The organism is Lentibacillus juripiscarius (assembly GCF_042685205.1).
Lineage (GTDB): Bacteria > Bacillota > Bacilli > Bacillales > Amphibacillaceae > Lentibacillus > Lentibacillus juripiscarius.
On record NZ_JBHUNA010000017.1, the window covers coordinates 56,846 to 69,751 of the forward strand.

9 protein-coding genes are annotated in these 12,906 nt (G+C 44.3%); 1 reads left to right on the plus strand and 8 read right to left on the minus strand.

Annotation, left to right across the window (positions count from 1 at the left end):
- Complete coding sequence (locus ACFSUO_RS07670; protein WP_382392721.1) at nt 1-2,817, plus strand: PBP1A family penicillin-binding protein; 2,817 nt, start codon at nt 1-3, stop codon at nt 2,815-2,817.
- A gap of 53 nt (nt 2,818-2,870) precedes the next feature.
- Here the strand turns inward: ACFSUO_RS07670 and nth are convergent, their stop codons facing one another.
- The 8 genes from nth to ACFSUO_RS07710 all read right to left on the minus strand — a co-directional run bounded on the left by nth (nt 2,871) and on the right by ACFSUO_RS07710 (nt 12,863).
- The gene (gene nth, locus ACFSUO_RS07675) at nt 2,871-3,527 is read right to left on the minus strand and encodes an endonuclease III (RefSeq protein WP_382392723.1); all 657 of its coding nucleotides are present in this window, start codon (nt 3,525-3,527) and stop codon (nt 2,871-2,873) included.
- A 5-nt stretch (nt 3,528-3,532) separates the two neighbouring features.
- Nucleotides 3,533-4,213: a DnaD domain protein gene (locus ACFSUO_RS07680; protein ID WP_382392725.1), complete on the minus strand. Its 681-nt coding sequence runs from the start codon at nt 4,211-4,213 to the stop codon at nt 3,533-3,535.
- A gap of 100 nt (nt 4,214-4,313) precedes the next feature.
- On the minus strand, nt 4,314-5,606 hold the full coding sequence (gene asnS / locus ACFSUO_RS07685) for an asparagine--tRNA ligase (protein WP_382392727.1): 1,293 nt from the start codon (nt 5,604-5,606) through the stop codon (nt 4,314-4,316).
- A 20-nt stretch (nt 5,607-5,626) separates the two neighbouring features.
- On the minus strand, nt 5,627-6,811 hold the full coding sequence (locus ACFSUO_RS07690) for a pyridoxal phosphate-dependent aminotransferase (RefSeq protein WP_382392729.1): 1,185 nt from the start codon (nt 6,809-6,811) through the stop codon (nt 5,627-5,629).
- A 12-nt stretch (nt 6,812-6,823) separates the two neighbouring features.
- Nucleotides 6,824-7,360, minus strand: a complete 537-nt coding sequence (locus ACFSUO_RS07695; RefSeq protein WP_382392731.1) for a cell wall elongation regulator TseB-like domain-containing protein — start codon at nt 7,358-7,360, stop codon at nt 6,824-6,826.
- A gap of 284 nt (nt 7,361-7,644) precedes the next feature.
- Nucleotides 7,645-10,437, minus strand: a complete 2,793-nt coding sequence (gene dinG, locus ACFSUO_RS07700; RefSeq protein WP_382392733.1) for an ATP-dependent DNA helicase DinG — start codon at nt 10,435-10,437, stop codon at nt 7,645-7,647.
- A 297-nt stretch (nt 10,438-10,734) separates the two neighbouring features.
- Entirely contained in the window at nt 10,735-11,724 is a 990-nt protein-coding gene (locus tag ACFSUO_RS07705; protein WP_382392735.1) for a biotin--[acetyl-CoA-carboxylase] ligase, read from the minus strand.
- Nucleotides 11,700-12,863, minus strand: a complete 1,164-nt coding sequence (locus ACFSUO_RS07710) for a CCA tRNA nucleotidyltransferase (protein WP_382392737.1) — start codon at nt 12,861-12,863, stop codon at nt 11,700-11,702. Before ACFSUO_RS07710 ends, ACFSUO_RS07705 begins: the two co-directional genes overlap by 25 nt.
- Between the last annotated feature and the right edge of the window lie 43 nt (nt 12,864-12,906).

Below are 12,906 nucleotides of genomic sequence, written 5' to 3' on the forward strand. Positions count from 1 at the left end.
ATGGCAGAAAATGGCCAATCTCGTACAGCAAGAAGGAAACAAAAAAAAGCGTCCAAAAAACCATTGTGGAAAAAAATAGCATTATGGACTATCGTTGCTATGCTGGCAATCGGAATTGGTGTCGGTGCCCTTTTCACCTATTATATTGCCACCGCACCGGATATTGATGCATCTAAACTGGATACACCGTTTTCATCGAAATTATATGACAAAGATGGCGAGTTGTTTGCCGATTTAGGCAGGAAACAGCGAACGAAGGTTGAATTTGATGATTTGCCGCAAGTGCTGATTGATGCTGTGACCGCCACCGAAGATGCCAGGTTTTTTGATCACCCAGGTATTGATGTATGGCGAATTGGCGGAGCAGTAGTCGCCAATATAACAGATGGGTTCGGATCTGAAGGTGCCAGTACTATTACCCAGCAGGTTGTCGAGAAGTCATTCCTGTCACCAGAGAAAAAAATCAGTCTTAAAGTTCAGGAAATGTGGCTGGCATTGCAGCTGGAACGGAAATATTCCAAAGAGCGCATACTGGAAATGTATTTAAATAAAATCTTTTACGGCAACCAGGCCTATGGCGTCGCAAAAGCTGCGGAGGTCTATTTTGGGAAAACAGATCTGAATGAATTGACACTGCCTGAAGCTGCCATTCTTGCCGGATTGCCTCAGCGCCCTACTGCATATAATCCGTTTAAGAACCCGGATTTAATGAAAGACCGAATGAACACTGTTCTGCATTTGATGGTCGAGCATGGAAAAATAACGGAAAAAGAAGCAGAGGAAGCAAGACAGGTAGATATTCCTTCCCTTCTTACAGATGAAAAGCCCGATTCGACTAAATACCAGGCATTTGTGCAGCAAGTAAGGAAGGAAGTCGAGCAGAAGGTGGATGGCGCTGATATTTACACGGATGGGTTAAAAATTTATACAACCATCGATACTGATGCACAAGAACATGTCGAATTTTTACTGTCGGACAGTGAAGATAATCCAATCAGCTATCCTGAACCTGTTGTTAATCCAGATAGTGATGAAGGTGAAAAAGTAGGGGCGGAAGCCGGGATGACAGTGCTGGATACGAAAACGGGTGCCGTTCGGGCAATCGGCGGAGCTCGTAATGGACTGGAAAGTCAAGGATTTAATCATGCAACGCAAATGGAGCGGCAGCCCGGTTCAACGTTTAAACCAATTATGGATTATGGCCCTGCGATTGAAAATATGCAGTGGTCCACCTATCATCAGCTGAATGATGATGGTCCATATGACATTGCAGGAAGCGGCGGAAAGCAAATTGAAACGTGGGCTGATTCCTACTTTGGGTGGGTCACAGCAAGGTATGCCCTGCAGCAGTCACTCAACGTCCCTGCTGTAAAAACATTCGAGGAAGTCGGCCAGAAAAATGCAAAAGCATTTGCTGAAAAGTTGGGAATTGGGTTTGGGGACAATAACGTTAAGCTGACAGATGCCATTGGTGGGAATATTGGCACGAACCCACTGGAACTTGCTGGAGCATACCGCGCTTTTGCCAACGGAGGCATTTATAATGAGCCGTATACAGTGACAAAAGTTGAATTTCCGGAAAGTGGAAAAACCGTTAACCTGAAGCCGGAACCTGAAGCGGTCATGTCCGATTCCACGGCATATATGATTACGGATATGCTTAAATCGGTCGTTCAACAAGGGACGGGTGAACTGGCCAATATCCCTGATCTTCCGATTGCTGGAAAAACGGGAACCACAACCAGACCTGATGTCGAGGGCTCCCCTGACGCGTGGTTCAGTGGTTACAGCACAAATTACACGATATCAGTCTGGACCGGTTATGATAATAATAACATTGGCTTGCAGGGTGCAGAGACGAAGATTCCGCTCACTTTGTTCAAACATACAATGTCTGAACTGTCAAAAGGTATGGAGACACCCGACTTTACTAAACCAGATTCAGTAGTTGAAGTTGCCGTTGAGGAAGGCTCAAGGCCGGCAAAACTGCCAAGTGACTATACACCGGAATCGCAAATCGTTACGGAACTGTTTGTTAAAGGAACAGAACCAACGAAAACATCAGATAGATATGATCAGCTGGACCCTGTTAAAGACTTGAAAGCAACATTTGATAAAGAATCGAATTCCATTCAGGCAGAGTGGAAATATGACACGGAACAAGAAGTTTCATTTAAAGTAAGTGCCAGTGTTGATGGAGGGCAAAAGCAAGAATTGTCATCAACCGAAGAAACGTCGATTGAAATAGCCAATGTGGAACCAGGTACAGAATATGAAATCCAGGTTGTTGCAGCCAGCGGTAAAACAGAAGGTAATACAAGTGAGCCAGCAACAACAACCGTAAAAGTTCCGGAAGACATGGAAGACGACGAAGATGAGGAAGAAGATGGCGACGAAAAGGAAAATGAAGGAGGAAATATCCCAGCGATTGGTTCTCTAAGTGCAAAGCCGATACCGTCTGAAGTAGCTATTGATGTCTCCTGGCAATACAATGGCCCTCCCGTACAATATGAAGTGACGGTTTCGCAAGGTGGAACCCCGATTCAGACCCAAACGGTCGGTACAAAAGGAATTGTCATCGAAGGAAACGGTGTGCAACCGGGGCAAACCTACTCGATAACGGTTGTCCCTGTTGGTCAGAATGGTGCAAACCAAGGTGTTAACGGGGAAGCGAAAAGTACAGAAGTCACCATACCACAGTCTGATGAAGGTGGTTCAGATGATGGGGGCTCAGATGAAGGCAGTTCAGATGGTGGCAGTTCCGATGAAGAAGAAACAGGTGGCGAAGAAGATACAGAAGAAAAAGAATCCGCCTGACACGATGAAAAGAGGCAGCTTCTAATCTAGAAGCTGCCTCTTTCATTCACTGTTCAAATCATTTCTCTTTTTTTCATACGCTTCTGTCCTTCCCGGCAAAGATCAAGCAGCGGACATTCCGGGCATTGCGGGTTTCTTGCCTTGCAATGGTACCGGCCAAAGAAAATCATCCGATGATGTGTGGCCGCCCAAGCCTCTTTTGGCACCTTTCTCATCAATGTCTCTTCTACTTCCAGAACGGAATCTTTCCAGCGGCATATGCCCAGGCGTTTTGCAACTCGTTCTACATGTGTATCAACAGCGATAGCTGGTTCATTAAATGCAACTGATGCCACAACATTAGCGGTTTTCCGGCCGACACCCGCTAATTTCATCAACTCTTCCTTTGATTTTGGTACTTCCCCGCCATAATCGTCAATCAGCATTTGACACAGTTTGCGGATATTTTTGGCTTTGTTGCGGTACAGCCCGATTGACTTTATATCCTGTTCAAGTTCCGATAATGGAACGGCCAGATAGTCTTCTGGTGTTTTATACTTGTCAAACAATGATGCTGTAACCTTATTGACAAGATTATCTGTACACTGGGCGGATAATAAGACGGCGATGACAAGTTCAAATGGGTTCTGGTGGTCCAACTCACACTGTGCTTCCGGATACATTTCCTCCATCACTTCAAGACAGTGCTGCACTTGTTTCTTATTCAGCATTCCTCCTATTCCTCCTCCAGCCAATTATAATAAATGGATGTATCCCGTTTTTCTTCCGAGGGCTCTTTTTTGCCTGACTGGGCTTCATGAAAAGCTTTACTGGCCTCCCGAGCCTGCTCAACAGAATGAATTCCTTTCTTTTTCCACTCACGGAGAATCCGGTCAATATATTTGAAGTTAAGTTTTCCCATGAGCACCGACTCCCGCAATGCCGCTTTAATCAATGCAGGTGCCAGATCATCCTCATCAAGCCACGAATTAATCATCTCGATTTCAAAAGGAGATAATGGCCTTCCAAATTCCTGTTCGAATAAAATAAAGATCGTCCCGTCGTGTTCCTCCGTTGTATCTTGCTGCTCTTCAGAGAACAATTTCTCCCAGAGCGGATTCAAACTATAAGCTTCTGTTAGCCGATTTTGTTCATTTTTCAGCTGCTCAATGGATAAAAAGTTCTGTTGAATTAGCTTTCGCAGTATGTTAGCACAGTCCTTCTCACTAATGGTAAGATGTGCCGCCAGGTCTCCCGGGGTTGGGAATTCATTATTTTCCTGCATAAAGCGGACAAGCTGCAGCATAATCATTACTTCTGTTTCATTCAGTCCGAGTGATGTATACCGTTCGAGCAGCCTTACAGGTATTTGCACCTGATTCAGTAAAATTTCCTGAAATGAAATGAATTTAGTCATAGGGATTGATACACCTCATTCCTTAATATGCCACCTAAGAGATAAAACCCCTTGCGCTGGGCAAGGGATTTTACAACATACACTATTGCCATGTCAACACTCACGGATAAAGGCGATTCAAAAGCCTTGGGAATGGAATCGTCTCACGCACATGTTCCACCCCGGCAATCCATGCAACCGTCCGTTCCAGTCCAAGTCCAAAGCCGGAATGTGGTACACTGCCGTATTGCCGCAGTTCCAGATACCATTGGTAGGCAGGTCCGGATAAATCATGTTCCTCATAACGCTGTTTCATTAATTCAGGATCATCAATCCGTTGCGAACCGCCAACAACTTCCCCATATCCTTCCGGTGCAATGAGATCCGCGCATAGAACAACTTCCGGACGCTCCGGATCAGGCTTCATGTAAAATGCCTTTATGTCAGCCGGGTAATTGGTGATGAAGACTGGTTTGTCAAAGCTTTCAGCGATGGCTGTTTCGTGCGGCGCACCAAAGTCTTCTCCCCACTCAATATCATCAAATCCCTTTTCTTTTAATAACTGTACGGCATCATCATAACTGATTCTTGGAAATGGTGCCTGGATTGTTTCTAATTTTGTGGTATCACGGCCGAGTGTCTGCAGCTCAAGTGAGCAGTTTTTAAGAACAGACTGCACGACAAAACTGACATACTGTTCTTGTATTTCCAGGCTTTCTTCATGATCGACAAAGGCCATTTCCGGTTCAATCATCCAAAACTCAATCAAATGCCGGCGCGTTTTGGATTTTTCTGCGCGGAATGTCGGTCCAAATGAGAAAACTTTCCCTAGAGCCATTGCAGCTGCCTCCATATAGAGCTGCCCGCTTTGGGATAAGTAAGCATCCTCATCAAAATATTTGGTATGGAATAATTCGGTTGTACCTTCTGCAGAAGCACCAGTCAAAATCGGTGCGTCCACCTTCATATAGCCATTTTCATTAAAGTATTGATACGTCGCCCTGATAATTTCGTTTCTGATTTTCATCACCGCATGCTGACGGCTGGAGCGAAGCCATAAATGGCGATGATCCATTAAAAATTCAGTTCCGTGTTCTTTCGGCGTGATTGGGTAGTCTGAAGCTTCCTGGATCAGTTCAATATCCGTCACCTGCATTTCATAACCGAATGGAGACCGTTTATCCTCAACAATTATGCCGGTTATGTACATGGATGATTCCTGATTTAAATTTTTGGCAAGCTGGAACACTTCTTCGGTGACATCATTTTTGGCAACAACTCCCTGAATAAATCCAGTCCCATCCCGCAGCTGCAGAAATGCAATTTTTCCGCTTGACCGTTTATTCGTCAGCCATACACCAATGGTGACTTCTTGCCCTTCGTATGCTGGTACTTGTGCTATGGTTGTTTTCATACATTGCTACCTCCAATAAGCTATGATTGATGGTTTAATACAAATCGTTTAATTCGCTGGCTCGCTTCTTTCAATGCGTCACTGGAAACGGCGTAGGATAAACGCACATTTTCATGTGCCCCGAAACCGGTGCCAGGGACAAGGGCAACTTTTTCTTCCTCCAGTAAGGCTTTCACCCAGTCATCAACGGTCCGGTATCCATTCCTATTCATGGCTTCCTCGACATTCGGGAATAAATAAAAGGCTCCTTTTGGTTTTACACAGGAGATGCCAGGGATGTCCTGCAACAGCCCATACAGTAATTCCAGCCGTTCTGCGAAAATTTGCCGCATTTCTAAGTTCGAGTCACCTTCTGAACGGTAAGCGGCAAGGGCTGCATATTGTGCAATGGACGTAGGATTGGATGTTGAATGGGATGCAAGATTAGTCATTGGCTTAATCAGTTCCGACGGCCCTGCGGCATATCCAATTCTCCATCCTGTCATGGCATGTGATTTGGAAACTCCATTGATGATGACTGTCTGCTCTTTTAACGACGCAGATATTTCTGCGATGGAAACATGACTGTCATCGGTATATATCAGTTTCTCATAAATTTCATCTGACACAATCAGAATATTATGCTTTAAACAAATGTCGCCGATTTTACGCAATTCCTCTTTGCTATAGACCATTCCTGTCGGGTTGTTCGGTGAATTAATGATGACAGCCTTCGTTTTTGCTGTGATGGCCTCTTCAATTTGTTCAGGTGTTATTTTAAAGCTGTTTTGTTCGGTTGCACTGACTATCACCGGCTTGCCTCCAGCCAGTTTAATCTGTTCCGGATAACTTACCCAATATGGCGCAGGCACAATCACTTCATCATCTTTGTTCAATAAAACTTGAAAAAGTGTGTACAAGGCATGTTTGGCTCCGGTTGTGACGATAATTTCTTCCGGTGTGTAGCTGAGTCCATTATCCGTCTGAAACTTGTCCACAATTGCTTGTTTTAACTCCGGTATCCCTCCGGAAGGCGTATATTTGGTGAAACCATTTCGCATAGCATCTTCGGCTGCGTCCAGAATGTTTTCGGGTGTATTGAAATCGGGTTCTCCAGCGCCCAGTCCGATAACGTCGTGACCTTGCTTTTTCAATTCATTTGCTTTAGCCGTAATTGCCAGTGTTGATGAAGGGGAAAGTGTTTTCACCCTATTTGCTAGTTCCATCTAATCAACCTCCTAATTGAACATCCGTTTAAATCCAATCTTTTCAATTAACTCTCCGTCATTTAAGGATACGTACTCCATTATATAACGTCCTGCATCATTTTCATAAGTGATTTCCCATGCAGGCAGCTTGTCATTGGTGATGAGTGCCGGTGTGATTGTAAACAGTGTGCAGTCACTGCAGTTGCTCTGCCAGTCTGCCTTAACGGTCTCTTCCGATATTGTTTCAGAACGTTCCACCAGTACGGTTTCAGTATCATTTTCAGCAAATGGGTAAAACATAATTGCCGATTGATTATTATCCGTTTCACCGTAAATGACATAATAAGCATCCTTACCATGGAACCGTTCAATCCGGTTTACTGTGCTCATTTCCGTTTCCTTAATGGCATCCTGTTCCACTTGGTCAAATTCCGCTGTTCGTTCCTGCTGTGTAGAATAATAAAGGTAAATACCCGTAATGAGACAGGAAATGACAACAAAACATATGATTCCTGTCAGCCACTTCAGCCACGCCGGAATAGTGAACCTGGAAAAACGGGGCTTCATAACTTCCACATCCCATAATTGTTACGCATCACTTCTCCATCCCCCAGTCAAATGCTTCATCTCTTATCACATTTTGGTACTTATAGTTTGTTTTCGTGTGCTAATACTAAACGTAAGGTTGAAAATAAATAACTGAGCATGTATGTTACAGTATAACAAGCAATATGTTTCATTTTATTTGTTTCAACAAAAATTTTTCCAGCCCCATTCCATTACCCAACCTTACTGGTGCATTTCAAAAGATGCACCAGTTTTTTTACCCTCGGTGCTGGCCGTAAGTTTCTTTAAAACCATTCCTCCGCTTTTTCCAATATTGTCTGTGTGGAGTCAAATGTGACCGGTACACTTGGTATGGAATCGATGAAATATTTACCGTAGCGTGCTTTCCTGATGCGGGAATCGCACACGAAAACGATTCCGCGGTCTCGTGCAGAACGAATTAATCTGCCAAATCCCTGTTTAAACCGGATAACGGCATCAGGAAGCGCCAATTCAACAAACGGGTTTTTCCCTTCTTGTTTTAAATGGCTTGATTTGGCTTCATATACAGGGTGATTCGGCGGCTGAAATGGAAGCCTGGCGATCATGACACAGGACAGATCATCGCCTGGAATATCGACCCCTTCCCAGAAAGAGCTCGTCCCCAGTAAAATGGCATTATCGAATGTTTGGAAGTTCTTTTTTAGCCTTGACCTGCTTCCGCTTGAAATCCCTTGTGCAATCAGCATGTATTTATTTACATCAATTATTTCCTTCAGTAAATAGTAAGCTCTTTTTAGCATATCATACGAAGTAAACAGCACAAGCATTCTGCCATCGGTAATATGTGCCATGGACAGGATTGCTTCGCTGACTGCTGCAACAAAATCATCCAGCTTCCCGTGTTTAATATCAGGAAAATCATCCGGAATCATCAGTTGGACCTGGGTTTCATACGAAAACGGGGATTTGATTTTGGCAGTTAAAGCTTTTTCTTCCGGCAGCCCTAGTCTGTTTTGCATAAAAGTGAATGAATCCCTCATGGTCAATGTGGCACTGGTTAGAATAATGCTTTCTTTTTGCTGGAAAAAGTCCTCTCTTAGTAACGGAGCCATGGCAACTGGTTCACTGTACAAATATACTGCGTTCCTTGCCCCGTAAGCTTCAATTTCAATCCATTTCACCTCTTTACTGGCATCATTTGATAAAAACAGATGTTCCAGCCGGTCAATAACGGTCTGAAGGTCTTCCATATTTTTATTCAGTTCTTCAGCTAGACCTGTATCCATTGTTTCCAACTGTGTGAGTGGTGAAAGCAAATGAATCAGATCACGAAGATAATAAGTAAGCCTTGTAGCCATTTCTATAACGGTATTCCACTGGTCTGCGTCTCCTCCGTCACCGTCAAAACGATATTGGATCCGGCCAATGTCACTTAACGATTTATCTTTTTGCCTTTGATCCAGAACATATTGAAACAGCATTCGGAATAAATCATCCGTCTCATGTCTCGCCTTTGTAAAAAGGTCATCCCACTTCCCTGCTGCAAACACATCCAGATTATTTGACGCACCACCAAGCAATCGGCTGAGCCAGGAATTCTCTGACGTCATCCCTATCTGACTGAGCATGTTTTGGGCAAAAACGTAATCAAGTGATGCCCCATAATGTTTTGCTGCTGTTTCTTCCAAATGGTGTGCTTCATCAATAATTGCCTTTTTATAAGCAGGCAGCAATTGATAGTCATTGACCATATCCGTACATAATAAGGCATGATTGGTGATCACAATATCTGCTTGTTGCGCTTTTTTTCGAGCTCGCTGATAATAGGACCGGGCGAATTCCGGTGATGACGGGTCCGTCGTATCTTCCATGTCACTGGAAACTTTTCTGAAAAATATATAGCCGCTGGATGGAAGCTGGATTTCATCGATATCCCCTGTTTCCGTTTCGGTAAGCCAGACGAGGATCATTGCTTTCGTCAGGATGATGTCGTAGTTGTCCTCCTGTTCAAAAGTCAAGGCTCGTTCAAATTTCTCAAGGCTGATATAATGCTGCTTCCCTTTTAGCAATGCAACATGGAATGGAAACTGAACAAGATGTCTTATTAACGGAATCTCATCATCCAGAAGCTGCGACTGGAGCTGGGTCGTATAGGTACTGATGACAATTCGCTTTCGTGACTTGACGGCCTCGTATATGGAAGGCAGCAAGTATGCAAGCGTTTTGCCCGTTCCTGTTTCTGCTTCAATCAGTGCATGGTTTTGCGACTGAAACGCATCATAAACCGTCTCCGACATATCCCGCTGCCCATCTCGTCTTTCATAATGGTTCATATGCTGCTGCATAGCCCCGCCCGTCTCGTAAATCGTGTCTAGAAAATGGCCAAAGGAAGTATCCAACAGGAGCTTTTCCTGTTTCTCATTAGCCCGCTTTCTAACGGCCATACCCCTGTACGTTTCAAATCTTTCATCCTCGTAAACAGAAAAAGCCAGTTTTTGCTTTTGTTGCTGCAACAGCGAATATAAATCCGAGTTAAGCCCTTTTTCCAACTCGAGCAAATGAGCGATTGTTTCATAAGGCAATGAGTGCAGCTTATTTTTTAGTTCAAGGAATAATTCGGCTGTTACATACGCGTCCATTAAAGCACGGTGCGGCGCTTCATGTTCAATTTGCAGATATCCTGCCAGCTGTTCCAATTTATAACTCGGCGCCTGCGGGTAAAGGATCCGTGCAAGTTCTACAGTATCAATCACCTGATTTTCAAGCCGGGAAAAACCATGGGATGCCAATTCCTCATTCAGGAAACCTAAATCAAACGTCACATTGTGCGCAATCAGCCAGCTATTTTCCAAAAGAGCTGTCAACTCCGATGCTTTGTTCTGAAAAACGGGTGCATGACGCACATCATCATCCGTAATACCTGTCAGATTGGAAATGAATGGCGGGATTGGCCTACTAGGATTCAAAAATGTAGAAAACTCTTCTGTTATGACATCATCTTCAATGACAACGATGCCAGCTTCAATAATTTTATCTGCATTCGCAGGTGAATGGCCTGTCGTTTCCAGATCCAATACAACGTATCTATTTTCCATAATGCCACCTTACTCTCTTTCAGAGGTTGTTCAAAAAGTCCGGTAAAAATGACACTTCGAATTTCTTCGTTGGCTTGCTTTTCCGTTCCTTGGAAAAGAAAAGCCCTAATGCTCGCGTGCGATGCGGATTCAGGGTAGCATTCCTTGCGCTCATGTATTAAATTGCATACACTCCGCTACTCGGGAGCTTCGCCGCCTTGAAATTCTTGGTCCTTTTTATCCTCCTTTTTGAACACGCACTTTAATACATGGTGCTCTTCTATTCTTATCAAAAAATGGCGAGCAAAAGCATACTATTCAGTCCCTTTCACGCAGCCATTCAATTTCGCCTGAATAGACTTTCTTTGTTTCTTTTCCTTCCGTCTGTGCCAGCAGCGCACCGTCCTCGGCAATCCCCAAAAATGTAGCATTCAGTGAATTGCGTGCTGTACTAATACGGATTTTTTCGCCAATTTTATAGCCATAGTATTCCCACTTAGCTTTAATAAGAGGAAACCCAGCTTGCATAAAGGTCTCATACATTTGTTCAAAACGAAGCAAGATTTGCTGAATCAGGTCTTTTACATGGCAGTACTCACCTGTTTCCAGCCTGATGGATGTCGCTTTTTCTTTTAATGCCGCAGGAAAATCCGTTTCTGTTTGATTGACGTTTATCCCCATTCCGATGACGACATATTGGATCCGGTCCTGTTCAGCCTGCATTTCGGTCAGTATTCCTGCCGCCTTCTTATGATGAACAAGAATATCATTTGGCCATTTTATTTTTGGTTCGGCTAATGTATGTTCCGCTAAGACTTCAGCTAATACAGCAGCCGTCATCAGGGTCAGCTGTGGGGCCAGTGCGGGGTTTATAGCTGGCCGCAATACGATGCTCATCCAGATTCCTTTATTGCTTGCTGAATGCCACTCTCTGTCCATTCTTCCTTTTCCTAGTGTTTGTTCATCCGCAATAACAACCGTTCCATCCGGAGCACCATTTAAAGCCTCCTGATGGGCAATGGATTGTGTGGAATCCGCAGTCTGTTTATGTATCATATTTTTTCCAAGCCAGTCTGTGCCAAGCCCCCAAAGTATAGTGTTTTCACTGACTTTGTCCGGCGATGTCACAATTCGATAGCCTTTCCGGCGCACGGCTTCGATAACATATCCGTCTTTCTCCAGTTCTTTCATATGTTTCCAGATAGCACTTCGGGAAATATTCAATTCCTCTGAAAGTTTTTGACCAGAGATATAGCTGTTTTCATTTGTGTTTAACAGGTGAATCAGCTGGTATCGTGTGGATGCCATTTTATCCAATCCCTTATTTCGTTTTTATCATTACTTAAATGACCGGTAACAACTTTCTGTTCAAGTTTGTCCAGCAGTTTCCCCATCCATGGTCCGCCTTTCGCACCCGGGAAAAGCTGCTTTATGTCCGTGCCATCTAAAGCTAAATCCTGTTTTGATTTAATTGGCAGCAGCTCATTCATTGCCAGCACATCCCGATAAGTGATGGCCGAATCAAAAAACATTCTGGCTAGTGCAGAAAATGCTTTGTAGCAGTTGTTATCAAGCCGATAGACAAGCCACCGGTCAAGCCCGGCAGTCTGGAAATGGGCCATTGCTTCGTGCAATCCAAGTGCCTCGTGTTTCACTTTATTCGAACATTTCCAGCCCCTCACCCATGCATGGATACTGACGGCGGGTTCCAGTCTGTGAAACATTGCAATAACAGCCCCAAATGACTGCAATGGCAGGACCGGCTCCGGAACCCTGTCAATGATATGCGGATAACCTTTCATTATTGGGAGATGTTTGTAAATGGCAGTTGTGTGTAAATAATCAAGTCCGATCTGCACATTGGCGCCAGCAAAAAATTTCTCCATTTCATGGGCAATCCGTTCCACAGCGATTGTTTCCATTTCTTGTTTAGCTGTTTTCATTGCGTCCAATGTCTCTGTAGCAATCGAAAATCCGAGCTGACTCGCAAATCGGACGGCACGAATGATACGCAGTGGGTCTTCCTGAAACCGGTCCACCCCATTGCCGACTGTCCGGATTAGTCCCCGCTGAATATCTTTTTGTCCGCCAAATAAATCAATGATGATCCCTTCTTTATCCATCGCGAGCGCATTCATTGTGAAGTCACGCCGTTTCAGATCTTCATCAATGGTTTGCATGAACTCAACAGAGTCAGGGTGACGCTGGTCTGAATAATCGCCATCCGTTCGAAATGTCGTCACTTCATACGATTGATGAGCGTGCCGGACAATCACTGTGCCATGTTCCAGCCCGACCGGAATCACTTTGTCGAAAATTTCCTGGACGGCATCCGGTGTAGCTGACGTAGCAATATCTATATCGCCAACGTCATGGCCACATAGCAAATCCCGGACACAGCCCCCAACAAAATATGCCTTGTACCCGTGACTTTCCAATATATTCAATACATCCGCCGCCTGGGTCAAACGTTCATGTAAACGCACATTA

Bases quoted from the DNA above. Each gene is read 5' to 3' on its own strand.
- ACFSUO_RS07705 (WP_382392735.1), bottom strand. From the start codon at position 11,724: ATGGCATCCACACGATACCAGCTGATTCACCTGTTAAACACAAATGAA.
- ACFSUO_RS07670 (WP_382392721.1), top strand. From the start codon at position 1: ATGGCAGAAAATGGCCAATCTCGTACAGCAAGAAGGAAACAAAAAAAA.
- ACFSUO_RS07690 (WP_382392729.1), bottom strand. From the start codon at position 6,811: ATGGAACTAGCAAATAGGGTGAAAACACTTTCCCCTTCATCAACACTG.
- dinG (WP_382392733.1), bottom strand. From the start codon at position 10,437: ATGGAAAATAGATACGTTGTATTGGATCTGGAAACGACAGGCCATTCA.
- nth (WP_382392723.1), bottom strand. From the start codon at position 3,527: ATGCTGAATAAGAAACAAGTGCAGCACTGTCTTGAAGTGATGGAGGAA.
- asnS (WP_382392727.1), bottom strand. From the start codon at position 5,606: ATGAAAACAACCATAGCACAAGTACCAGCATACGAAGGGCAAGAAGTC.
- ACFSUO_RS07695 (WP_382392731.1), bottom strand. From the start codon at position 7,360: ATGAAGCCCCGTTTTTCCAGGTTCACTATTCCGGCGTGGCTGAAGTGG.
- ACFSUO_RS07680 (WP_382392725.1), bottom strand. From the start codon at position 4,213: ATGACTAAATTCATTTCATTTCAGGAAATTTTACTGAATCAGGTGCAA.